The organism is Hymenobacter terrenus, assembly GCF_000972495.1.
GTDB lineage: Bacteria > Bacteroidota > Bacteroidia > Cytophagales > Hymenobacteraceae > Hymenobacter > Hymenobacter terrenus.
The window spans coordinates 80,603-99,497 of the sequence record NZ_LATM01000016.1 but is presented as its reverse complement, the minus strand read 5'-3'; the positions used below and the strand labels follow the sequence as shown (position 1 = coordinate 99,497).

General features: G+C 59.0%; 16 protein-coding genes and 1 tRNA gene. 8 read left to right on the top strand and 9 right to left on the bottom strand.

Annotated elements, in window-relative coordinates; genetic code table 11:
* Window positions 1-397: 397 nt before the first annotated feature.
* Window positions 398-952, bottom strand: coding sequence for a GNAT family N-acetyltransferase (locus WX88_RS17775; RefSeq protein ID WP_046245744.1), 555 nt, complete (start codon window positions 950-952; stop codon window positions 398-400).
* A gap of 127 nt (window positions 953-1,079) precedes the next feature.
* Between WX88_RS17775 and WX88_RS17770 the strand changes: the two genes are divergently transcribed.
* Entirely contained in the window at window positions 1,080-1,820 is a 741-nt protein-coding gene (locus WX88_RS17770; RefSeq protein WP_046245743.1) for an SDR family oxidoreductase, read from the top strand.
* A gap of 216 nt (window positions 1,821-2,036) precedes the next feature.
* Here WX88_RS17770 and WX88_RS30215 read toward each other — a convergent pair whose 3' ends face one another.
* The 5 genes from WX88_RS30215 to mqo all read right to left on the bottom strand — a co-directional run bounded on the left by WX88_RS30215 (window position 2,037) and on the right by mqo (window position 6,915).
* Window positions 2,037-2,198, bottom strand: coding sequence for a hypothetical protein (locus WX88_RS30215; RefSeq protein WP_156176236.1), 162 nt, complete (start codon window positions 2,196-2,198; stop codon window positions 2,037-2,039).
* Between the two features lie 20 nt (window positions 2,199-2,218).
* The gene (locus tag WX88_RS17765; RefSeq protein ID WP_046245742.1) at window positions 2,219-2,650 is read right to left on the bottom strand and encodes an organic hydroperoxide resistance protein; all 432 of its coding nucleotides are present in this window, start codon (window positions 2,648-2,650) and stop codon (window positions 2,219-2,221) included.
* 52 nt (window positions 2,651-2,702) lie between these two features.
* Window positions 2,703-3,152 carry a MarR family winged helix-turn-helix transcriptional regulator gene (locus WX88_RS17760; protein WP_046245741.1) on the bottom strand — a complete coding sequence of 150 codons (450 nt, stop codon included), beginning with the start codon at window positions 3,150-3,152 and terminating at the stop codon, window positions 2,703-2,705.
* 299 nt (window positions 3,153-3,451) lie between these two features.
* The gene (locus WX88_RS27940; protein ID WP_052732821.1) at window positions 3,452-5,017 is read right to left on the bottom strand and encodes a carboxylesterase family protein; all 1,566 of its coding nucleotides are present in this window, start codon (window positions 5,015-5,017) and stop codon (window positions 3,452-3,454) included.
* A gap of 392 nt (window positions 5,018-5,409) precedes the next feature.
* Complete coding sequence (gene mqo / locus WX88_RS17750) at window positions 5,410-6,915, bottom strand: malate dehydrogenase (quinone) (protein ID WP_046245740.1); 1,506 nt, start codon at window positions 6,913-6,915, stop codon at window positions 5,410-5,412.
* A gap of 248 nt (window positions 6,916-7,163) precedes the next feature.
* Here mqo and WX88_RS17745 point away from each other — a divergent pair, with 248 nt between their 5' ends.
* From WX88_RS17745 to WX88_RS17720, 6 genes are all read left to right on the top strand, one after another.
* Window positions 7,164-8,249 (top strand): asparaginase, encoded by a 1,086-nt coding sequence (locus WX88_RS17745; protein ID WP_046245739.1) that lies wholly within the window; start codon window positions 7,164-7,166, stop codon window positions 8,247-8,249.
* A 223-nt stretch (window positions 8,250-8,472) separates the two neighbouring features.
* Window positions 8,473-8,560, top strand: a tRNA-Ser gene (locus tag WX88_RS17740).
* A 462-nt stretch (window positions 8,561-9,022) separates the two neighbouring features.
* Window positions 9,023-10,426: an AAA family ATPase gene (locus WX88_RS31820; protein ID WP_156176235.1), complete on the top strand. Its 1,404-nt coding sequence runs from the start codon at window positions 9,023-9,025 to the stop codon at window positions 10,424-10,426.
* A gap of 7 nt (window positions 10,427-10,433) precedes the next feature.
* Complete coding sequence (locus WX88_RS17730) at window positions 10,434-11,255, top strand: HNH endonuclease family protein (protein WP_052732820.1); 822 nt, start codon at window positions 10,434-10,436, stop codon at window positions 11,253-11,255.
* A gap of 76 nt (window positions 11,256-11,331) precedes the next feature.
* Window positions 11,332-12,759 carry an MFS transporter gene (locus WX88_RS17725; protein ID WP_046245737.1) on the top strand — a complete coding sequence of 476 codons (1,428 nt, stop codon included), beginning with the start codon at window positions 11,332-11,334 and terminating at the stop codon, window positions 12,757-12,759.
* 103 nt (window positions 12,760-12,862) lie between these two features.
* Window positions 12,863-13,381 carry a DinB family protein gene (locus WX88_RS17720; RefSeq protein WP_046245736.1) on the top strand — a complete coding sequence of 173 codons (519 nt, stop codon included), beginning with the start codon at window positions 12,863-12,865 and terminating at the stop codon, window positions 13,379-13,381.
* A gap of 94 nt (window positions 13,382-13,475) precedes the next feature.
* Here the strand turns inward: WX88_RS17720 and WX88_RS17715 are convergent, their stop codons facing one another.
* Together WX88_RS17715 and WX88_RS17710 are read right to left on the bottom strand one after the other, a co-directional pair.
* On the bottom strand, window positions 13,476-15,146 hold the full coding sequence (locus WX88_RS17715) for an amidohydrolase (protein WP_046245735.1): 1,671 nt from the start codon (window positions 15,144-15,146) through the stop codon (window positions 13,476-13,478).
* A 157-nt stretch (window positions 15,147-15,303) separates the two neighbouring features.
* Window positions 15,304-16,074, bottom strand: a complete 771-nt coding sequence (locus WX88_RS17710) for an AMP nucleosidase (protein WP_046245734.1) — start codon at window positions 16,072-16,074, stop codon at window positions 15,304-15,306.
* Between the two features lie 173 nt (window positions 16,075-16,247).
* Between WX88_RS17710 and WX88_RS17705 the strand changes: the two genes are divergently transcribed.
* On the top strand, window positions 16,248-16,709 hold the full coding sequence (locus WX88_RS17705; protein WP_046245733.1) for a type I restriction enzyme HsdR N-terminal domain-containing protein: 462 nt from the start codon (window positions 16,248-16,250) through the stop codon (window positions 16,707-16,709).
* Window positions 16,710-16,886: 177 nt separating this feature from the next.
* Here the strand turns inward: WX88_RS17705 and WX88_RS17700 are convergent, their stop codons facing one another.
* Window positions 16,887-18,794, bottom strand: a complete 1,908-nt coding sequence (locus WX88_RS17700) for an LTA synthase family protein (RefSeq protein ID WP_052732819.1) — start codon at window positions 18,792-18,794, stop codon at window positions 16,887-16,889.
* Window positions 18,795-18,895: the final 101 nt, after the last annotated feature.

Genomic DNA, 18,895 nt, shown 5'->3' with positions numbered 1-18,895 from the left:
AAGCAGGCTAAAAAGCGAAAGCAATATGCCACCTTTAGCAAGCACCCGCTTGCTCCCGTGCCTACAGGCTCATTTCAACTTGAGTCAGCTTGAGGTGGGCTACTGCCTGGGCTGAGCCGAACGATGACCTCACAGGTAGAGCGCGGTATCCGCCCCGTGCCGCTGCCCACCTGCCTCCCGCAAGCGGGCCCTCACGCTAGCCTTCCACAACACGCTCCCGAGCCCATCGCCGCCGGGCTGGCGACTAAAAACTAATTTACTACTTCACGCCAGATGCTCGCCTACGGCGACCTCCGGTTCGGCTCCGTGGACGCCAGATGCGCAGGCCCGGCCGATATGTTTCGTTATGGCGGGGTCGGGCATTTCTCTCTGCCCGCTTCCCGGCCGACTAAAAGACTCAGCCTGCGGTGCTGCCTTTCGAGTACGAAGCCCGCCACTCGTCTTCCAGAATACCCATTTCGATGAGGGTCCAGTAGCCGTCGCCATGCCGTACCACGTCGCGCAGCACGCCTTCCTGCCGGAAGCCGCATTTCAGGTAGCAGTTGATGGCCGCATGGTTGAAGTCGTACACCCCCAGGCTGATGCGGTGCAGTTGGAGGTCTTCGAAGCCGATGCGCAGCAGGGCTTTCACCATGCTCTGGCAGATGCCGCGGCGCCGCTCGGTTGTGTTGCCTACCAGCACGCGGGTGATGCGCCCAGCCCGGTCGCGTTGGCTGATGCCGCCCAGGGAAATGTGCCCCACCGTGATGCCGGTTTTGGTGTCGACAGCCTTATAAATAAATACGTTGGGGTCGTCTACGTTGTTGGAGCCTTCTACGTACCAGGCCAGTCCGGCCTCGCTCAGCGGAAACGAAAACATGGACCCGCTCCATTCTTTCATCAGCCGCTCGTCGTTGACCCATTCCATCAGTTGTGTGAAGTCGTCGGCAGTGAAAGGTTCTAGTTTAATCATAAAAGCGCGCAGACGCGGGAAAGAAGGCCAGTAATAAGCCCGCAAGGTAGCGGACGCCGGCAACACCTCGGTCAACCATCCGGGCGGAATGGTTGTTAGCGGCCTACTTTCCTAAAAAGGCCCTTTCATGAATCTATCCAACAACACCGTTCTCCTTACCGGCGGCGCCTCCGGCATCGGCCTGGCGCTGGCCGTGCGTTTCCTGCAGGCCGGCAGCGAAGTCATCATCTGCGGCCGGCGTGCCGATAAGCTGGCCGAAGCGCAGCAGCGGCACCCGAGCCTGCATACGTACGTATGCGACGTGGCCAATGCCGCTGAACGCATGGAGCTGGTACGTTGGGCCACCACGAAATTTCCCCGCCTGAACGTGCTGGTCAACAACGCCGGCATCCAAAACCGCGTCCAGCTGGCCGATGATGCTACCGATTGGGAAACCCGTCGGCAGGAAATTGTCATCAATGTGGAGGCGCCGATTCACTTAGCCACGCTGCTCATCCCGCACTTACGGGAGCAGCCCCTGGCAGCCATTATCAACGTTACATCGGGCTTGTCGTTTGCGCCAGCGGCCTTTGTGCCCATCTATAGCGCCACCAAGGCGGCGTTGCACTCGTTCACGCTTTCGCTGCGCCACCAGCTTGCGCCCACTGGTATCTCGGTGCTCGAAATCGTGCCTCCAGCCGTGGATACCGACCTTGGCGGCCCTGGCCTGCACACCTTCGGCGTGCCCGTCGATGCCTTCGCCGATTCCGTTATGGCCCGTCTGGCGGCTGGTGAGCAGGAGGTTGGCTACGGCACGTCGGAAAAGTCCCGCCTGGCCTCTCGCGCCGAGCTGGACGAGCAGTTCCGGCTAATGAATAACCGGAGCTAGTGAGCTGTTTAGAGCGGTTTCGGAGTCGGTGTACTGTAGGGCGAACTTTGTAGTCCGCGTCCCCGCGTCGGTCGGGCTTCGTTCTGGCACGCGAACCACAAAGTTCGCGCTACGGCTCGCTGTACACGGATGCCGAAACTGCGTGCGCTAGCAATTCGATTGAGGCGGCCATGACAGGCTCGATAATTTCCCTGACTTCCTAAGAAGGTGTTTGAATTAATAAAAACGGTCATGCTTAGCTTGCCGAAGCATGACCGTTTCAACAGGATTTTCAACGAACTCAAACAGCTTCAGTATAAACCGGGCGGCTTTGAAAGCTTCTGTCACAAAGAAAAAGCCCACCTGATTCAGGCGGGCTTTTTCTTTGCGGTCATTCAATAACCATGGACTGCCAGATGCTAGCTATTGGTCGTCGTGCTCAGGTTCACCTCAATGTTGCCGCGGGTAGCGCGGGAGTAGGGGCACACCTGGTGAGCTTTAGCCACTAGCTCTTCGGCTTGTTTCTGGTCTATATTGGGAATGTTCACCCGCAGGTCGACCTCGATGCCGTAGTTCTCGCCGTCTTTGCCGAAGCTCACATCGGCCTCCACGGTGCTGCCGGTGATGGGGGTTTTGGCCAGGCGTGCCACCAGGTTCAGGGCGCCGTCGAAGCAGGCGGAATAGCCGGCGGCGAAAAGCTGCTCGGGGTTGGTAGTGTTGGGTTTGCCGGGGCCGCCCATCTCCTTGGGCGTGCTCAGGGGCAGGTCGATAACGTGGTCGGAAGAGATGGTGCGGCCGTCGCGCCCGCCGGTAGTGGTGGCTTTGGCGGTATACAAGCGTTCAATGCTCATGGAGTTTAGGGTAATGGAGGGTTGAGAAAAAGTAAGAAACGCCAAGCCGGCGTCAGGCAAGTAGGGTGATGAGCTGGCGCAGCTGGGTGCGCAAAGCGTCTATTTCGGGAATGGTCATTTGCATCTTCTCCGCGAGTTGCACGGGTATCTCGTGGGCTTTGAGTTGCAGGGCCCGAGCGGCGGGCTGCAACTCCACCACCACCGACCGTTCGTCGCGCAGGTCGCGGCGGCGGCTGAGCCACTGGCGCTGCTCCATGCGCTTGAGCAGGGGCGTGAGCGTGCCTGAGTCCAAGAGCAGCTTCTCGCCCAGTTGCTTTACTGTCAGCGCGTCGTGCTCCCACAGTAGCAGCAGCACCAGGTACTGCGGGTACGTTACGTCGAGGCTTTCGAGTAGGGGCTGGTAGGCCTTGGTAATGAGCCGCGAAAGGGCATAGACTGAAAAGCACAGCTGGTTGTCCAGCTTGAGCAAAGGGTTTAGCGCAGATTCGGGAAGTTCTTTCATGATTTTCGAGGTGATAAACTCAGAACGATTGCCTAAGTTTTAATTGTGTACAACTAAATAGTATTGGCCTTGATAAGCTTTTGACCTTCAGCACAAATTGTTTTTAAGTAGGCGGTCATCCCTAGAGTACCGTAGCGCGGACTTTTAGTCCGCGCTACAGCGGGGCGGTACACAGACCTCGAAACGACTCTGAGGAGTTGTTTGCGTAAAAGGTCGTGCTCCGTTCAGCCACTGGATAAAGCAAAAAGGCGGCCGATGCAAGTCGCATCGGCCGCCTTTTAGGTCAGCAGAACAGCTAATTACTCCTTCTGTACGCGTTGCGTTATTACTTTCTGCGCGGTGGTTAACTGCACGTAGTATACGCCAGCGGGCAGAGCACTCAAGTCCAGGGTTTGCGTGGAAGCCGCGCTGGCATCGGGCAGCTCGGTGCTGGTCCGTACGGTGCCGAGCTTGTCCAGCAGGCGTATGGTGGCCGGGCCGGTAAGGCTCTCTGTCAGCTGCACTTGCAGGGTGCCGCTGGTTGGGTTGGGGTAGGTGCTGAACGCGTTAGCATTGGTCAGCAGGGTTGGGCAGTCGGTGAGGTTCACCGTGAGGCCCACCGCTGCGCCCCGGGCCAGCTGGCGGCTGTAGGGGGTGGCGGTGAGGCGGCGGATAACGGCCGTTTCGCTCCAAGCTACGGTCACGCTGTTGGTAGCGGCATCGCGAGCCGTGATGGTGCCGCCTGCCACCTGCCAGTCGCAGTAGCCAAAGCCCGCGCCGATGCTGTACGTTTGGGCGAGGGTGCTGGCGCACACAGTAGCGGGGCCAGTAAGGATAGCCGCGCCCGGTTTCAGGCGAAAATCATATAAAAACCCACTGCCCTGCGGCACGATATCGGAATACAGGTAAGCCGGGAGGGTCAGGCGGTTGTAGTGAACGTCGTGGCCGCGGAGGTAATACGTGTAAAGGGCGTGCGGGGCCCCCACGGCGTTAGCACGGGCGTTGATAGGGTCGCCGCCGTACACGACCGGTAGGTTAATGCCAGGTACGAAGTTCAGGAACGAGAAGGGCTGACCTTGGTAATAAGGTACGATTGGGTCGTTCACGCTGTGGAATAATGCCACCGGCACGTCGTTGGGGCCTTCAATGTCATTCACGCTGCCCAGCGCGCCGGCGAAGCTCAGCACGGCATTGGCTTTCCCGCTCACCGGATTGCCGGCGGTGTCGGTTTGGTTGTCGCCGATTCCATCCAGGGTGCCCAGGTCGGCCAGGCCGTTGACTCCGAAGGTAGAAGCGGGCCGCTCAGATTCCTGGTCGACGTAGGCGTTGTTGCAGGCCACGAAGGCGCCGGCGCTATGGCCGGAAATGTACACTTGGTTGGGGTCGACGCCGTAGGTGCGGGCATTGTTGCGGAAGAAGCGCACGGCGGCCCGGCCGTCTTGCAAGGCGCGGTATACGGCGCGCTTGGCCTTCTCCGGGTCCGAGAGATTCATGCCTAGGCGGTAGTCGATGCTGGCTGTGACGTAGCCGCGTTTGGCAAAAGACTGCGCCAGGGCCACCATATCGGCGGCATCGCGGCTGCCACCCACAAATCCGCCGCCGAAGCAGAAGATAATGACGGGGCGTTTCGAGAGCGTGTCGCCCTGGGGCTGGTAGATGTCCATCTTCAACGTCACGCGGACGTTGCCGTAAGTCTGCTCATTGGCAAAGCGGACACCCGCCAGGTTGGTGGTGCTTACCTGCGGAATGTTGGTGCTAAACACCACGCCGGGGGTGACGGTTACGGCGGTGGCAATGTCGCTGCGGTAGCGGTCGGGTAGCGATTGTGCCAGCAGGCTGGCGGTGCTGCCAAGCAATAAGCTGAGGGTAGAAATCAGTGACTTCATGGGTGGAATTTGGTGGGTTGGAAAGGTGAGAAGTATAATCTAGGAATGGGTATATTTAGCCAAATCGGAGAGGGGTTCAGGTGAGAGAAAGACTAGTTAGCCAGCAGAGCCAGAAATGGATAAGTAGTGTCAGGTTTTATTACTAAACTAACATGCCGGAAATACGAGCAATGAAGAATTATTGTTTTGCTAGCAAATCAGCAATGATTTGCTCCTTGTACATCTTTTATTGCATTTGGTATTATGGCGCGATTGGGTTAGTTGTTTGGGAGAAGTTGGCTAGCAACCAACATGCGAAACTGTCGTGGGCAAAAAGCATGGGTATAAAAAAGACCGTCATGCGGAGCTAGAAGCAGGCATGACGGTCTTTTTTAACTCAGCAGAACTGGTCCTCAGGCATCCAACTGCAACACGCCGCGGCTATGCTCACGCACAGCCGCAGTCAGACCGGGGCTGTCGGCCAGGTGCTGGCCGAAGGAGGGCACCAGCTGCCGGAACCGGGCCTGCCACTCGGACGTGGCGGCGCGGTCGGGGAAGCACTTCTGCACCAAATCCAGCATGATGGCTACGGCTGTGCTGGCGCCCGGCGAGGCACCCAGCAACGCGGCAATGGAGCCGTCGGCGGCAGTCACCATCTCGGTACCGAATTCGAGCACTCCGCCTTCTTTCTTATCTTTTTTGATGACCTGGACGCGCTGGCCAGCCACTTCCAACTGCCAGTCGGCGGGGTCGGCGGCGGGATAATATTCGCGCAGGGCGGCGGTGCGGTCTTCCGGCGATTGCAGGACCTGGCCGATGAGGTAGCGGGTGAGGCCCAGGTTGCGCGCCCCGGCATAGAGCAGCGGCCGGATGTTGCCCAGTTCAATCGAGCGGAACAAATCGGTGTAAGAGCCCTTCTTCAAAAACTTGGTGCTGAAGCCCGCGTAGGGCCCAAACAGCAGCTCTTTCTGCCCGTTTATGTGGCGCGAATCGAGGTGGGGCATCGACATGGGCGGCGAGCCCACGGCGGGTTTGCCGTACACTTTGGCCTCGTGCCGGGCAATGATGGCTGGGTTGCGGCACTTCAGCCACTGCCCGCTCACGGGGAAGCCGCCGAAGCCGTTGGCCTCGGGAATGCCCGACTTTTCGAGCAGCGGCAGCGAACCGCCCCCGGCCCCGATGAACACAAAGCGGCCGCGCACGATGCTGCTTTCGCCCGAGGCGAGGTTGCGGATTTTGAGGCGCCAGATGCCGTCGGCTTTGCGCCGAAAGTCTTCTATTTCGTGGCCCAGGTGAAAGTCGACGCCGGGCAGGCCTTTCAGGTGGTTGAACAGGCTGCGGGTGAGGGTGCCAAAGTTCACGTCGGTACCCACGGCCATGCGGGTGGCGGCCACGGGCGTGGCGGGGTCGCGGCCGTCCATCACCAGCGGAATCCAGGCGGCAATCTGGGCGGGGTCGTCGCTGAATTCCATGCCCTTAAATAGGGGCGAGTGCAGCAGGGCATTATAGCGCTTGCGCAGGTATTCGACGTTGGCCGCGCCCCACACGAAGCTCATGTGCGGGATGGTGCGAATGAACGACTTGGGGTCGGGCAGCGGGCCTTCCTGCACCAGCGAGGCCCAGAATTGCTTGCTCAGCTCGAACTGCTCGGCAATTTTCTCGGCTTTTGAGATGTCAATGGAGCCGTCCGGGCGCTCGGGCGTGTAGTTCAGCTCGCAGAAGGCCGAGTGGCCGGTGCCGGCGTTGTTCCAGGCATCGGAGCTTTCGGCGGCCACAGCGTCGAGGCGCTCGTAACCCGAAATGGTGAGGTTAGGGTCGAGGGATTTGAGCAGCACGCCGAGCGTGGCACTCATAATGCCCGCGCCAATCAGGATGACGTCGGAAACGGGTTTGTCAGAAGACAATTTAGTTGCAGGCATAGAAAAAGGGCAGGGGATTAGCCCCTGGCAATACGGCAGACAGAAAAGAAGGCTGCTTGTTTGCGGAAAAAAAGAGCGACTACCTTGCACTACGCTCCCGCTCAGCCGGGGAGGGGCTGTTGTCGCGTCCGCGACGACGGGGGCGGTGCAACACCCGCAACTGCCCAATTTTGCCCGTGGCAACACGTCCGCTGCTTTGGTAAGGACGGGAGTTTGTCGTTCCTTCGTGTCTTTTGGCTTCCTATTCCATGCTCAATCTTGCCTTGCCGCTCCTGTCGTTGCCCACGCGGGCCGAACCTACTGATGCCGCGGCGCCGCGGCTGCTCATCATCTACACCGGGGGCACGGTGGGCATGGCCCTGAGCGAAGCCGGCGAGCTGGTCCCAATGCAATTCGAGCGCCTCGACCACAAGATGCCCGAGCTGGCGCGCCTACCGTTTCGGATTGAGCTGGTCAGCCTGCCCGCGCCCATCGACAGCAGCAACGTGACGCCCGCCAACTGGCTGTTTCTGGCTCAGCTCATCGGCCGGCACTATGCCGATTTCGACGGCTTCGTGGTACTGCACGGCACCGATACCATGGCGTATTCGGCGGCGGCGCTGAGCTACGTGCTGGAGCATTTGGGCAAGCCGGTGGTTTTCACCGGGGCGCAGGTGCCCATGGGCGCCAGCCGCTCCGATGCCCAGCGTAACCTCGTCACGGCTCTCGAAATAGCGGCGGCGCGGCACCCCCGCGCCCGCACCGTGCGGGTGCCCGAGGTATGCGTGTTCTTCAACGACGTGCTCATTCGCGGCACGCGGGCCAAGAAGGTCGAGAGCCAGCAGTTTGCCGCCTTCAAAAGCGAGAATTACCCGCCGCTGGCCCGCGCCGGCATCAATCTGGAGTTTGCCGACAAAAGCATTCGGCTGCTGCCCGGCGCCCACCTCAACGTACACCAGCACCTCGAGACCGGCGTGGCCGTACTGCGCCTCTTCCCCGGCATTACAGAGGCAGTCGTATCGGCCATTCTGGGCATTGAGGGCCTGCGCGGCTGCGTGCTCGAAACCTACGGCTCGGGTAATGCGCCCACGTCGCCCTGGTTTCTGCAGTGCCTGGCCGAGGCCCGCGCCCGCGGCGTGTGGCTGCTCAACGTGAGCCAGTGCGAGGAAGGCCGGGTGGTGCAGGGCAAGTACGAAACCAGCTCCTACTTCGCCGGGCTGGGCGTGGTGGGCGGCGACGACATCACGACCGAAGCCGCGGTCACCAAGCTCATGTTCGTCCTCGGCCTCGGGCTAGGGGAGGAGCGCACGCGGAAACTGCTCACACAGGACCTGCGCGGCGAAATCACCCCGTAGGGCGAAGCCTTCGCTTCGCCTGGCAGAACGACCCAAACAGAACCTCATTAGCACGAACCCAGCGCCGCGAACGCAGGGGTGAGCAGGGACATAAAAGCCAATGGCACGGCTCGAAGCTGGCGCAGCAAAGGCTGCGCCCCACGCTGCCCAAGGCAGCAAAGCCGGCGGGCTACTTGCCCGGCTAGCGGCCTTGCCCTATCTTTGCGCCACCAACCACCAACCTTGAGAGGTGTCCGAGTGGTCGAAGGAGCACGCCTGGAAAGTGTGTATGGCTCAAAAGGTCATCGTGGGTTCGAATCCCATCCTCTCAGCAGAAAGCCCGTTTCCGACCTGGAAACGGGCTTTTTTATTGCGTTATGGCATGGGGCTGCCACCTGGGGCTTAGTTGGAGCCGCAGGTTTGGTGGTGCTTTTAGACGGGAAGTCCTTGCCTGCCCCTCGCCGAGCCGAAACACCCACGGCCAACCATCTTGCGCGGGAGCGGTAGTGACATCGTGGAACGGTAGGGGCAGCCTCGTGGCGGTCTGGTGCGTAGAATGCCGGGTCAACTGGCTGATTTTTTGGAATAAGCTCTTGCCAACCCCCGCAAATCGTGTAGCTTGCCGCCTCACTATTTTCCCACCTGTATAAGACTAATAGAGTATTCTTTGGTTGAGCGCGGCAACCCCGGCCAGCCCACCGCGCCCAAGAAGCTTTCTTTATGCCGTAGCTCACCGGAACCCGGTGGGCCTGCTACTTTTGGGGCTTACGCGCCTCGCCTCGTTTCTTCTTGTGATGACCGACAAAACCACCTCGCCGCCCCCGGCCTACTTCCTTTCCCTGAGCCTGGAAAACGTGCGCAGCTTCGGGGAGAAACAGACAATTTCGTTCGCCCGGCCGGATGGAAGGCCCGCGCAGTGGACGATTATTCTTGGAGATAATGGGGTAGGGAAGACGACGGTATTGAAGGCGTTGGCAGCGTTGAGCCCTATGCAAACACCTATATTTCCTAAGCCAAAACTAACTGGTCCACTTGAGTTCAATCCACCATATGCTTCTAGGTTTTTCGAGTCGTTAAGGAACAAGTGGGACCTTAATAGAAATAATTGGGTACCTAGTAGTGAAGACTTGGGAAAAGGCGCTGGGAGAATTAAATGCTTTTATAGAATAGTTAATGACACAGAGGGTGATTTCAGTTTAAAGTCAGCGCCCTTATATGAATACGGCATTGAAAGGAATTCGGACATTACTTGGAATGGGCATTTCGGGGGCGGGTCTGGGTTTGGGCTAGGTCGTGTTGGATTGATTCCATATGGATATGGTGCAGGCCGTTCCGTTGGGAGTTCTAGTTTAAGTGAAACCTCTGAAACAGATGATACATGCCTTAGTCTATTTGATGAAGCTACCAATCTACTTAACCCCGAAGAATGGTTTTTACAAATGGAGTACAGTTCGCTCAAAGAGAATAGTCGAGCAGCAGTCTCCTTAAAAAGGGTTCGACGAGCTTTATTAAAAGTCCTTCCTGATGTAACAGATATCCAAATCAAGACAACTGAAAAGCATCAACAGCAATTAGAATTAGAAACGCCTTACGGCTGGGTGCGCCTGCGCGATATGAGCTTGGGCTACCAAACTCTGGTGGTATGGCTCACCGACTTCGCCAGCAAGCTCTTCATCCGCTATCCCGATAGCAAGAACCCGCTGGAAGAGCCGGCCATCGTGCTTATTGATGAAATCGACCTGCATTTGCACCCCAACTGGCAACGCAAGCTGATTGGTTTTCTGAGCGGCATCTTCAAGAATACCCAGTTCATTGCTACGGCGCATAGCCCGCTGGTGGTGCAATCCGCCGGTGATGAGGGGGCAAATGTGGTGCTGCTGAAACGGGAGGGCGACCAAACCAAAGTGTACCAGGGCCGCGACCTGCCCGATGTGCGTCACTGGCGTCTGGAGCAAATCTTCAGCAGCGAACTGTTCGACGATACGCCACCGCTCTCGCCCCAAACCGAAGCCGACCTCACCCGCCGCAACGAGCTGCTGCTCAAGAAGCGCCTCACCGCAAAGGAGAAAGACGAGTTGGCGCGCCTGAACACCAGCGTAGCCGACCAGCCCGTGGGCACTACCCGCCCCGAGCGCCGGGCCGAAGACCTGCTGGCCCAACTAGCCCGCAACCTGGGCAAATCCGACCTATTGGAATAGCGCGGCTATGATTCGAATTAGGAAAAGCCAGCCCACGCCGGCACCGCTGCCCACCAGCGGTGCCCGGCACCTCAAGAAGCTGAAAGAAACCCAGGAAGCCGACCCGCCCGCTTGCGAGGTAGCTGGCAATACGCTGCTGGAATCCCGTGATGGCATCTACAACGATGCCCGCGTGAAGGAGCGACTGCGCGCCGACCAGCACGACAAATGCTGCTATTGCGAATCATATTTCAGCAGCACCAGCTACGGCGACGTGGAGCATTTTCGGCCCAAAGGCGGCTATCAGCAAGACACTACTGATGCCTTGCATAAGCCGGGCTACTACTGGCTGGCGTATGCCTGGAGCAACTTGTATTTCGCCTGCCAGCTCTGCAACCAGCGCTTCAAAGGCAATTATTTCCCCTTGGCCAACCCTGCCAGCCGCGCCCGAACCCATGCCGACTCAATAGCCGTTGAGCAGCCCCTATTGCCCGACCCGGCCACCGAAGACCCGGCCAGTCACCTCACATTCGTAGAAGATGCCGTCCAGGCGCTAGATGCTCGTGGAGCAAGCTGCATCGTCGTGTTCGGCCTCGACCGGCCTGAGCTACTCAAGCGTCGGCAGGAACGATTGAAGTCATTGAAGCAAGCCCGGTTCATGGCCAGTCTCGATTTGAGTAAACCACTAGCCCCAGCCATTACCGACTTCCTCCAGGAATTGAAGTTGAGCACGGCCGATGCTGCCGCAATGGTCACGGAGGCTCAGCGTATTTGGGACGAGGCAGCTTTAGATTCGGCTGAGTTTGCCGGAATGACGCGGGCCTATTTTCAACGGCTGGCGAACTCATAGCCAATGCCCACCCCAACCTGAACCCTAAAAACCCGTTACCTTGCCCGGCGCAAGCTCACAATCCCCGTCGTTCCTTATGGCTCAGCCTTCGACTCTCCCCCCCGCCGCGCCCCTCGGCATCGAAAAAGACAACAAGCGCATCACCACCGGCTGGACGTTCTACGACTGGGCCAACTCGGTGTATCCGCTCGTGATTACGAGCAGCATCTTCCCGATTTACTGGGGCGCCGTCACGGCCGATATCAACCCCGCTGAGGGCAATACGGTTGATTTCCTGGGCTTCCAGGTGCCAGGCTCGTCGCTGCTCACCTACGCCATCTCGTTTTCCTTCCTGCTCATTGCCCTGGTTAGCCCATTCCTGACCTCGCTGGCCGACTTCTCGGGCCGCAAGAAGCTGTTCCTGCAAATCTTCTGCTACATCGGGGCCATCAGTTGCGCGGGGCTGTTCTTCTTCACCAAAGACACACTCACGCTCTCAACATTCGTGTTCATTGCGGCCACGGTGGGCTTTAGCGGCAGCATCGTGTTCTATAATTCCTACCTGCCCGATATCAGCTCGGAGGAGAAGTTCGACTCACTCTCAGCCCAGGGCTTTTCGATGGGCTACGTCGGCTCGGTTATTCTACTTATTATCTGCCTGCTGCTGGTTACGTTCAACAAAGAGTTGGGCATCGAGAAAGGCTTCGCCACCCGCCTGAGCTTCCTGCTCACGGGCTTCTGGTGGGCGGGCTTTGCCCAGATTCCCTTCTTCACGCTGCCCCCCGATGCCGGCCGGGCCGCCGATGCTCCCGCCGCCGAAGGTGGCTGGGTGCTGAACGGGTTCCGCGAGTTGGGCAAGGTCTGGGACCAGCTCAGCCAACTGCCCAACCTCAAGAAGTTTCTGCTGGCCTACTTTACCTACAATATGGGCGTGCAAACGGTGATGTACGTGGCCACTATCTTCGGCGACAAGGAATTGCACCTGGAAAGCACCGCGCTCATCGTCACCATTCTGCTGCTGCAAGTGGTGGCAATTCTAGGCGCCTATCTGTTTGCCAAGCTCTCGGAGCGCATCGGCAACACGCGGGCGCTGAGCTGGTCGGTGGCCATCTGGGGGCTGATTTGCGTGGCTGGCTACTTCGTGCAAGCCGGGTGGAGCTTCTACGCGCTGGCGTCCGTCATCGGCCTCACCATGGGCGGCATCCAGAGCTTGAGCCGCAGCACCTACTCGAAAATCATCCCCGAAAACACCCCCAACTCCGCCGCCTTCTTCAGCTTTTTCGACGTGACCGAGAAGCTCAGCATCGTTATCGGAACGGCCGTGTTCGGCATCATTGCCCAAATCACGGGCTCGATGCGCAACAGCATTCTGTCGCTGATTGTATTCTTTATCCTGGGTTTCATCTTCCTACTCACGCTACGCGGCAAGAAGTTGCGTGAAGACTCCGCTACGGCGCCCGCTGTATTTCCCGGTCCGCCGCCCGCTTCGGCCGTGGCCAGCACGCCATCGGGCGTTAAAAGCTAATAACGTAGAACAGCTCTGAGATTCTGCTTCTGTAGAAACAGTTTATAGTGCACCCCCGTCAGAAATACTACTTCTAATCCTACCCGTAACTTTTAAGTCAGAAATGCACACTGCCTCCCTGCAACAAAACATCCTCGCTGAGCTGGACCACGAGCTAGCTACTACCCGCAAATTACTCGAACGCGTGCCTTACGACAAGGCCGACTACACGCCCCACCCCAAGAGTATGTCGCTGGGCAAGCTGGCTGCCCACATCGTTAACCTGCTGGGCATGAAAACCACATTTGTAAAGGCTGATATGCGCGACTTCCTCGACCCTAACGCGCCCAAGCCCGGCCCCACGCCCACCAGCACCGAGGAACTATTGGCCCGCTTCGACCAGTACAGTACGGCCCTTCGCCAGGCCCTGCAAGAAAGCGACGACGAAAAGCTAACCCACGAATTTCAGCTCCGCCGCGGCGAGCAGGTGCTAATGACCCGGCCCAAAGGCGCGGCTCTGCGCATCATGGGCCTCAATCATAGCATTCACCACCGCGGCCAGCTGTCGGTCTACCTGCGGCTGCTCGATATCCCCGTGCCCGGCCTCTACGGCCCAAGCGCCGACGAGCAAGGTCAGTTTTAATTTATTCAGCAAGCAACCGTTACTATTTAACAGAGCGTTGACTAGAACTCCCAGCACGAAGCGGGCAAGAAAACGGTCTGTTAAATGGTAACGGTTACTTGTTAACTGAAAACACCTGCTGCCCGCCAATCCACGTTTGCAGAACCTTGGCGTCGCGCAGCTTCTCGTTCGGGGCCGTCAGCAAATCAGTTTCGACCACTACGAAATCGGCCAGCAGGCCGGGCTTAATCTGGCCCTTGCGCTGCTCCTCGAAGCCGGCGTGCGCGGCCCAGGTGGTCATGCCGCGTAGGGCGTCGGGGCGGGAAATGGCGTTTTCCATCTGGAAGCCGGGAGTGGGATAGTTCTTGGCATCCTGCCGGGCCACGGCCGCGTGGAAGCCGAAGAGCGGATTGATGTTTTCCACCGGAAAGTCGGAGCCCAGGGCCAACTGGCCGTACTGTTTCAGCAATTCCGCATAGGCATAAGCAGTTTTGAGGCGGGCCGCGCCGAGCCGCTCGCCGGCCCAGTACATATCGGAAGTAGCGTGGGTGGGCTGCACCGAAGGCACGATGCCAAACTGCCCGAACTTGGGCATGTCGGCCGGCGTGATGACTTGGGCGTGCTCAATGCGCCAGCGCCGGTCCTTCTGGCCCCGCAGGGCCTCCCCGTAAATATTCAGGATGATGCGATTGGCCGAGTCGCCGATGGCGTGGGTGTTCATCTGAAACTTCGATGCGGCCAGCTCCTTGGCCAGGGCGCGGTATTCCTGCTCCGTTGAGAGCAGGAAGCCGGTTTCTCTGGGCCGGTCGGCATACGGCTCCACCAGGCAGGCCCCGCGGGAGCCAAGGGCCCCATCGGCGTATACTTTGAAGGAGTTGATGGTGAGGTGGTCGGTAAGTACGGGCCCGTTTTTCAGGTAGAAGTCCCGATTGGCGGGCGTCGGGTTCAGCATGGCGTAGAGGCGCAGCTTGAGCTGGCCCTGCTGCTGCAGGGCGGCCAGCTGGTCGATGTCGGTCTTGTCGAGGCCCGCATCGGCGAGGCTGGTGAGACCTACGGCGAGGCACTGCTGCTGGGCTTGCAGCAGCAGCGGGGCGGCTTCGGCCGGCGTGGGTTCGGGGATTTTGCTGCTGACCAGCCGCGTGGCATTATCCACGAGCAAGCCGGTGAGGCGACCCCGGGCATCGCGCGTAATGGTGCCGCCGCTGATGGGCGTACGCGCCGTGACACCCGCCAAATCCAGAGCCTTCTGATTGGCCAGCGCGGCGTGCCCATCCACGCGGGTGAGGAGCACCGGCACATCCGGAAATAGCTGGTCAAGCGTGTCCTTGGTGGGGAACTGCTTGCCGGGCCAGTCGTTCTGATCCCAGCCCCGGCCGGTGAGCCAGGCTGCCTGCGGGTATTGCTGGCGGTTCTGCTGAAGCTTTCGGATAACTTCCTGCCACGATTTAGTGCCCACCAAATCGGTACTGGGCAGGGCCAGGGCGTAACGGTAGAAATGGCAGTGCGCGTCGTAAAAACCAGGGTAAATAAACTTCCCACCCGCGTCCACCTCTTTGGCCGCCGCGAAGCGGGCCTTGAGGTCGGCCGCCGGCCCCACGGCCACAAACTTCCCATTCTTCACCGCAAAAGCCTGAGCTTTGGAAAAGGTAGAATCCACGGTGTAAACCGTGGCATTGGTCACTAGCAAATCCACCGCTTCGCGCTTGGTCTGGCAGCTAGCCAAGAGGCCTAGCGCCAGCAGCGGCGCGGTAAGTTTAGAAAGAAGAGACGGAGAGAAAATGGCCATACGGAAGAGGTAGGAATTGAAATGAGCAAAACAAAAGAACGTCATGCTGAGCGGAGCCGAAGCATCTCGCATGATATAGTAGATCAACCGATTGGTTTACTATTGCACGCGAGATGCTTCGGCTCCGCTCAGCATGACGTTCTGAAAAAGAGCGGGCTTACTCGAAGCGCATGTGCTTCACCGACTCGCCCGAGTTTTGCAGTTCCTGCAGCGACTCAATGCCGATTTGCAAGTGCTGCTTCACGAAGTTGGTCGTCACTTTCGAGTCCGATTCAGAGGTTTTCACGCCTTCGGGCGTCATCGGGTTGTCGCTCACTAGCAGCAGGGCGCCGTGGGGGATGTCGTTCATGAAGCCGACTACGAAAATGGTGGCCGTTTCCATGTCTACGGCCAGAGCGCGCACCCGGCGCAGGTAGTCCTTAAACTCCATGTCGTGTTCCCACACGCGGCGGTTGGTGGTGTACACGGTGCCGGTGTAGTAGTCCAGCTCGTGCTTCTTAATCATCGACGATACCGCGCGCTGCAGGCGGAAGGAGGGGAGGGCCGGGATTTCCTTGGGCAGGTAGTCATCCGAAGTACCATCGCCGCGAATGGCTGCGATGGGCAGTACCAAATCACCCAGCTTGGTCTTTTTCAGGCCGCCGCACTTGCCCAAAAACAGCGCCGCCTTGGGCTTAATGGCCGAGAGCAAGTCCATGACGGTAGCCGCCATGGGCGAGCCCATCCCGAAGTTGATGATGGTGATGCCGTTGGCGGTAGCCGTTTGCATGGGCTTGTCGAGGCCGCGCACTTCGGCCCCAAACTGCTCGGCAAACATGTGCACGTAGTTGCTGAAATTGGTGAGCAGGATGTATTGCCCAAACTCACTCAGCGGCACGCCGGTATAACGGGGCAGCCAGTTATTAACAATTTCTTCTTTGGTCTTCATGAAATATAAAAGGTGCTTGGTTGATGATGCCTCAGTACTTGGCTGTGAGTTAGCAAAGGGCCTGCGGCTGCCATCATCTGGCGGCTGCGACTCCCCGGCTTTGTCATCGTTTGGCACCAGGCGAAGTACACCAAGCACCAGGCACAAAGCACCAAGCACTACTTTTGGAGGTGATGCAAGTGCTGGACCTGCCGCCTTTCGAGGCCAAACTTACACAATCGCCCACGAACCAACCCCTCATCTGGGACGGACTGCGCCGTAAACACGTCGTTCTCACTCCCGAAGAATGGGTACGGCAGCACGTGGTACACTACCTGATTGACCACCTCGGCTACCCGCGCGGTCTGCTGGCCCTGGAGCGTGGCCTGCGCTACAACCAGCGCCACAAGCGCACCGATCTGCTGGCCCTCGACCCCGACGGCAAACCTCTGCTGTTGGTGGAGTGCAAAGCGCCCTTGGTGCCCATCACGGCGGCCGTTGCCCGGCAGGCTACTACCTACAATCAAACCATTGGCGCACCGCTGCTGCTGCTCACCAATGGGCTGGTGCACTACTGCTGGCGGGTTGATTTTGAGAAGCGAACCAATGAGCGGCTGGAGGAAATTCCGACGTTTGCTGCGGCAATTGGACTGTGATTGAAGTTCTGATTGTGGTTCTTGGGATTGGAGTACTTGGCGCGGCTGAGGAACCTCACCCTGGGCCCCTCTTCTAAGGAGAGGGAAGCCGAACGAATATATACAATAGCACACGAAATATAGAACGGCTCTAACTGCAGCGTTTGCAGCTTGAACAGAGAGTGGAAGTAGCTGCCACTATTTGTACAGCCGATTATCCACCAGTCCATTCACATAAAACTGCACGCAGGCGCGCAGCTCATTACCGTATTTCTGCACCAGTTTCGGGTCGGGATTCGCAACCGGTTGGGTCGGAATAAAATGGGTTTGATAGGGGTACAGTAGGACGGAGTTATCGTTCTTTAGCTCGGTCACGAAATCCGAATGCACCAGATAGTACGAGTCGCCGTCGTGGAAAATAGCGCGGCCGGGGCTGGCCGTATCAAATACCGAGGAGCCGAACGGGAGCAGGAACTTTTGCTCCGGTTGCAGCCCCAGAATATCGAGCACCGAAGCCGGCACATCGGCCTGCTGGGTGATGCGGTGCGGATTGGCGGCCGGCAGGTTTTGGCCGGGGCGGAAAAGAAGCAGCGGCGTTTTGTGGTAGCCGAGTGGGTTTTGGTAGCCCGGCTGGTCCGACTGTGAGGTGTGGTCGGCCGTGAGCACAAACAGGGTATGGGCATACCACGGCTGCTGGCTGGCCGCCCGAAAAAAGCGCCGCAACGCCATGTCGGCGTAAGCAATGGTAGGGTGAATGGGCTGCGTGCCGACCGGAAATTTGCCCCGGTACGGCGCCGGCACCGTGAACGGCTCGTGGGCACTAAGCGTGAACAGCGTGGCAAAAAATGGCTGCTTGGTTGTGCTGAGCTGGCGGTTGAAGTACTGCAGATACGGCTCGTCGAAAATGCCCCAGTGGCCGTCGTAATCGGGGCTGGTGGCCCCGCCGGGGTACTCGTTCAGGCCGTAGTAGTGCTGTATTCCGGCGATGCCGGCAAACATGTCGAATCCCATGGTGCCATTGGTGCCGCCGTGGTACATGGCGGTGGCGTAGCCGTGGCGGCCCAGAATTTCGCCCAGGCCGTGCATCTCGGCCGTTTGGAAGCTCGAGGTGATAAACGGCTCGTCCATCAGCGAGGGCAGGCCCGAGAGCACGGCCGGCAGCGCCTCGATGGAGCGGCGGCCGTTGGCATAATTCTCCCACATGAGCAGCGCGCCCGGTGCGGCCGTCAGCGAGTCAAAAAACGGGGTGTAGCCACCTTTGCCACCATTTTCGACGCCCGTGTATTCTGAGGCAAAGCTTTCGAGCAATAGCACCACCACGTTATCGGGCATGGCGCTGTGGGCACGAACCGGGAGCGGCGCCGCGCCCAGGAAGGGGCGTAGTCCGGCTTCGGTGGCAAAGTAATTTTTGCGCTCCACCGGGACTTGGTCGAATGATTTTAGGACGGTGAACGTGCTGTTCAGCGTCAGGTGGCCCAGCACGGCGGGCTGCTGGTCGAATGCCGCGCCGGTGCGTAGCGGTTTGTATTGCAAGCCACCACGTAGGCCCAGTACTACCAACCCAACCACTAGGCCAAATTCCACCAGACGCTGCCCCCATTGGTGCCGGCTCGCTGGTGCGGCAGCCTCTGTGGGCCGAGGCATGGGGCATAATCGCCACAACAGGTACACCAGTGCCGCCAGTGGCACCGCCAGGTACCAGTAGTGCGCCCCAATTTGGCCGGCCTGGCGCTGTAAGTCTTCGCCGATGGTGCTCCACTCGTTGCTGAGTCGTCGGCCGATGAATTTGAAATACTCCCAGTCGATGACGTTGAGCAAAAACCCCGGAATGTTGACCAGCACAAACAGCCCGCGCAGCCACTGCTGCCCTCGGCGTGCCGATACTGGCACGAGCAGTGAGAGTAGTACCAGTAATAAATTCAGCCACAGCAGCCCCGCAACATCAAACCGCAGCCCGTGCACGAAAGCCAGTAGCACCGCGCCCGTGTCGATGCCCCGAAACGTGTTTAAGTTTAACAAGTAGAAACCCAGCCGAAGCAGCGTGTACACGCCCATCAGCAGAGCAAAACGGCGCAACAGCAGGCGGATGGCAGGCGAAGGAACCAAGGAGTGAAGTGTTAAAAGTGAAAGGTAAGTGGTCGGCTACTAGTTTGAGCATACCAGTCCGTCACCGTCATGCGGAGCGGAGCCGAAGCATCTCGCTCGGG

What these genes read in the sequence shown, in the direction of transcription:
- WX88_RS17720 (WP_046245736.1), top strand. Translation starts at nt 12,863, where the DNA reads ATGCACACTGCCTCCCTGCAACAAAACATCCTCGCTGAGCTGGACCAC.
- WX88_RS17715 (WP_046245735.1), bottom strand. Translation starts at nt 15,146, where the DNA reads ATGGCCATTTTCTCTCCGTCTCTTCTTTCTAAACTTACCGCGCCGCTG.
- WX88_RS27940 (WP_052732821.1), bottom strand. Translation starts at nt 5,017, where the DNA reads ATGAAGTCACTGATTTCTACCCTCAGCTTATTGCTTGGCAGCACCGCC.
- WX88_RS17745 (WP_046245739.1), top strand. Translation starts at nt 7,164, where the DNA reads ATGCTCAATCTTGCCTTGCCGCTCCTGTCGTTGCCCACGCGGGCCGAA.
- WX88_RS17765 (WP_046245742.1), bottom strand. Translation starts at nt 2,650, where the DNA reads ATGAGCATTGAACGCTTGTATACCGCCAAAGCCACCACTACCGGCGGG.
- WX88_RS17775 (WP_046245744.1), bottom strand. Translation starts at nt 952, where the DNA reads ATGATTAAACTAGAACCTTTCACTGCCGACGACTTCACACAACTGATG.
- WX88_RS17710 (WP_046245734.1), bottom strand. Translation starts at nt 16,074, where the DNA reads ATGAAGACCAAAGAAGAAATTGTTAATAACTGGCTGCCCCGTTATACC.
- mqo (WP_046245740.1), bottom strand. Translation starts at nt 6,915, where the DNA reads ATGCCTGCAACTAAATTGTCTTCTGACAAACCCGTTTCCGACGTCATC.
- WX88_RS17730 (WP_052732820.1), top strand. Translation starts at nt 10,434, where the DNA reads ATGATTCGAATTAGGAAAAGCCAGCCCACGCCGGCACCGCTGCCCACC.
- WX88_RS17705 (WP_046245733.1), top strand. Translation starts at nt 16,248, where the DNA reads ATGCAAGTGCTGGACCTGCCGCCTTTCGAGGCCAAACTTACACAATCG.
- WX88_RS31820 (WP_156176235.1), top strand. Translation starts at nt 9,023, where the DNA reads ATGACCGACAAAACCACCTCGCCGCCCCCGGCCTACTTCCTTTCCCTG.
- WX88_RS17725 (WP_046245737.1), top strand. Translation starts at nt 11,332, where the DNA reads ATGGCTCAGCCTTCGACTCTCCCCCCCGCCGCGCCCCTCGGCATCGAA.
- WX88_RS17770 (WP_046245743.1), top strand. Translation starts at nt 1,080, where the DNA reads ATGAATCTATCCAACAACACCGTTCTCCTTACCGGCGGCGCCTCCGGC.
- WX88_RS17760 (WP_046245741.1), bottom strand. Translation starts at nt 3,152, where the DNA reads ATGAAAGAACTTCCCGAATCTGCGCTAAACCCTTTGCTCAAGCTGGAC.